The sequence below is a fragment of the Streptomyces sp. NPDC004126 genome, assembly GCF_050275515.1.
GTDB lineage: Bacteria > Actinomycetota > Actinomycetes > Streptomycetales > Streptomycetaceae > Streptomyces.
Window position 1 is genome coordinate 1 of the sequence record NZ_JBNNPF010000123.1, and the last position, 3,381, is coordinate 3,381.

The following is a 3,381-nucleotide window of genomic DNA, read 5'->3' on the forward strand; positions in this document are numbered from 1 at the left end:
GCCTTGGGCACCCCGCGCAGCCGCAGCGCCAGCTCGATGTTCTTGCCCGCGGTGAGCCACGGGAAGAGGGCGTGCTCCTGGAACATCAGGGCCGGACGGCCGACGGTCTCGATGGACCCCGCGGACGGCTTGTCCAGACCCGCGACCAGGTTCAGCAGGGTGGACTTGCCGCACCCCGATGCCCCCAGGAGCGTGACGAACTCTCCGGGAGCGACATCGAGGCTGATGTCGTCCAGGACGAGCTGCGATCCGGCCGGGCCGGAGAAGGACTTCGAGACGTGCTCGATGCGTGCGGCGTGCGCCTGCTCCGCTACCGAGCCCTCGGCAGCCTTGGCGAGAGTGGTGGCCATGGTCGTCACCTCCTGGGGTTGCTGGACTACGGGATTACTTGGCGCCGAGGCCGGCGTCGGAGACCGCGGGCTTGCCGGCGGCCTTGAGGACCTTGTTCAGGAGCGTCAGGTCGTAGATGCCGGCCAGGTCGGGCTTCTCCAGGAGCTTGGCCTTGACGGCCCAGTCCGACTGGGTCTTCAGCGTCGCGGCCAGCGGGTCGTCGGTGACCGAGATGCCCGGCCACGCAGGGTCGATGACCTTCGGGTCCAGCGCCTTGCCGGTGTCGGCGAGGAGCCGGGCGTTCGCGGAGGCCTTCGCCTTGTCCTGGTTGGCGTGGATCCACCCGTTGGTCTTCACCGTGCCGCGCAGCACGGCTTCCACCACGTCCGGGTGCTCCTTGAGGAACTTCTGCGACACGATGATGTTCGTGATCACGAACTTGTTCTCGGGCCACAGGCTGCCCTCGTCGAGGAGGACGGAGCCGCCGTCGGAGACGAGCTTGGAGGCGGTGGGCTCGGGGACCCAGGCGCCGTCGATCGAGCCCTGCTTGAAGGCGTCCGGGGTGACCTTGTTGTCCGTGCGGACGACGGAGACGTCGCCCTTGCCGGACTCGGGGTCGACGGACCAGCCCTTCTCCGAGATCCAGTTGAGGAACGCGACGTCCTGCGTGTTCCCCTTCTGCGGGGTGGCGATCTTCTTGCCCTTGAGGTCGTCCAGGGTCTTGATCTTGTCCGGGTTCACGACGAGCTTGACGCCGCCGGACGCGGAGCCGGAGATGATCCGCAGGTTGGAGCCCTTGGACTTGACGTAGCCGTTGATGGACGGCGAGGGGCCGATGAAGCCGATGTCGAGGGAGCCGCCGTTGAGGGCCTCGATCTCGGAGGGGCCGGCGTTGAAGGTCTGCGGCTTGATCTTGGTGCCGTTCAGTTCCTTCTCGATCAGGCCCTCCTGGAGGCCGACCAGGGCGGTGGCGTGCGTCAGGTTCGGGAAGTACCCGATGCGGACCTCGGACGCGGAGAGCTTCTTGCCGCCGTCGGCGGCGGCCGGCTGGACGTCCTTGTCGGCGCTCTTCTCGGCCTGGGAGCCGTAGCCGCAGGAGGCGAGGGCGCCGATCAGCAGCGGCAGGGCGGCGACGGCGGCGAGGCCGCGGCGCAGGGTCTTGCTGGGATTACCGGTGGCAGGCACGGGAGGACTTCCTCTCGACGCGCCGTCAGTGTGCTACGGCGCAGGTCTTCGTCTGTGGTGCGGGGGCAGGTACGGCTCGCGGGGGGTGCGCATGAGGTGCGCGTGCGTCATCGCGCACATCGCGCCACCCCTCCCTGGCCGCTGCCGAGGGCGCCGCTGCCTACGCGGCCGCCCTCCTTCGCGAAAGTGGAGTAGATGTCGGTGAGCATGACTAGAAGTCCCACCCGTCCTCGTCCGCCGCCACGACCTCGGCCTTGGAGGCGAAGGACTCGCCCGCCATGCCGGCCGCCAGGGTGGTGCCGTCGGCCGGGTCGATCAGCAGGAACGAGCCGGTGCGGCGGGAGTCGGCGTACGCGTCGAGCGCGAGCGGCTCGGCGGTGCGGACGACGACGCGGCCGATGTCGTTGGCCACCAGCTGCCCGGGGTTCGGGTGCTGGGACAGGTCGTCCAGCGTCAGCCGGGAGGGGATCTCCTTGACGATCGCCTTGACCGTGCGCGTCGTGTGCTTGATCAGCACCCGCGCGCCGACGGCCAGGGGCTGGTCCGCGACGTGGCAGACGGTGGCGACGACGTCCTGCGTGGTCGCCGGGGCGCTCGCGGACGGCGCGATCAGGTCGCCGCGCGAGATGTCGATGTCGTCCTTCAGGCGCAGGGTCACCGACTGAGGGGACCAGGCGATGTCCACCGGCTCGCCGAGGGCGTCGATGCCCTCGATGACCGAGGTGCGGCCCGACGGCAGGACGGTGACGGCCTCGCCGACGCGCAGGACGCCGGAGGCGATCTGGCCCGCGTAGCCGCGGTAGTCGGGGTGCTCGGCGGTCTGCGGACGGATCACGTACTGCACCGGGAAACGCGCCGGGCAGGCCGTCAGGTCGTGGCTGACCGGGACCGTCTCCAGGTGTTCCAGGACGGTGGGGCCGCCGTACCAGTCCATGTTCGCGGAGGGCTCGACCACGTTGTCCCCGGCGAGGGCCGAGATCGGGATCGCGGTGATCTCCGGGACGCCCAGCTCCGAGGCGTACGCGTTGAACTCCTCGGCGATCTTCGCGAAGACCGACTCCTGGTAGCCGACGAGGTCCATCTTGTTGACGGCGAGGACGACGTGGGGGACGCGCAGGAGGGCGGCGACGGCGGCGTGCCGGCGGGTCTGCTCGATGACGCCGTTGCGGGCGTCGACGAGGACCACGGCGAGGTCGGCGGTGGAGGCGCCGGTGACCATGTTGCGGGTGTACTGCACGTGCCCGGGGGTGTCGGCGAGGATGAACCGGCGGCGGGCGGTGGCGAAGTAGCGGTAGGCCACGTCGATGGTGATGCCCTGCTCCCGCTCGGCCCGCAGGCCGTCGGTCAGCAGCGCCAGGTCCGGGGCGTCCTGGCCGCGGTCGGCGGAGACCCGCTCCACGGCCTCCAGCTGGTCCTCCAGGACCGACTTCGAGTCGTGCAGCAGGCGGCCCACGAGGGTGGACTTGCCGTCGTCGACGGAACCCGCGGTGGCGAAGCGCAGCAGCGTGGTGGCGCTGAGCTGCTCGGTGGTGGTCGTCATGGTTAGAAGTACCCTTCGCGCTTGCGGTCTTCCATCGCGGCCTCGGACAGCTTGTCGTCGGCGCGGGTCGCGCCCCGCTCGGTGAGGCGGGACACGGCGATCTCGGCGATCACGGCGTCCAGGTCGGCGGCGTCGGAGTCGACGGCGCCGGTGCAGGACATGTCACCCACGGTCCGGTAGCGCACGAGGCGCTTCTGCACGGCCTCGGACTCCTTGGGGCCGCCCCATTCGCCGGCGGTGAGCCACATGCCGTTGCGCTGGAAGACGTCGCGTTCGTGCGCGAAGTAGATCTCGGGGAGTTCGATGTCCTCGCGGGCGATGTACTG

General features: G+C 70.0%; 3 protein-coding genes and 1 pseudogene. All 4 read right to left on the reverse strand.

Annotated elements, in window-relative coordinates; translation table 11 throughout:
- The coding region (locus ACQKM2_RS40710; RefSeq protein WP_427719223.1) for an ATP-binding cassette domain-containing protein at positions 1 to 350 on the reverse strand (350 nt) is incomplete at its 3' end.
- A 34-nt stretch (positions 351 to 384) separates the two neighbouring features.
- The gene (locus ACQKM2_RS40715) at positions 385 to 1,515 is read right to left on the reverse strand and encodes an aliphatic sulfonate ABC transporter substrate-binding protein (protein WP_427719226.1); all 1,131 of its coding nucleotides are present in this window, start codon (positions 1,513 to 1,515) and stop codon (positions 385 to 387) included.
- Between the two features lie 211 nt (positions 1,516 to 1,726).
- Complete coding sequence (locus ACQKM2_RS40720; RefSeq protein ID WP_427719228.1) at positions 1,727 to 3,055, reverse strand: sulfate adenylyltransferase subunit 1; 1,329 nt, start codon at positions 3,053 to 3,055, stop codon at positions 1,727 to 1,729.
- A gap of 2 nt (positions 3,056 to 3,057) precedes the next feature.
- Positions 3,058 to 3,381, reverse strand: a pseudogene (locus tag ACQKM2_RS40725) (sulfate adenylyltransferase subunit CysD); the annotation flags it as partial.

Coding starts and splice junctions, on each gene's coding strand:
- ACQKM2_RS40720 (WP_427719228.1), bottom strand. CDS start 3,055: ATGACGACCACCACCGAGCAGCTCAGCGCCACCACGCTGCTGCGCTTC.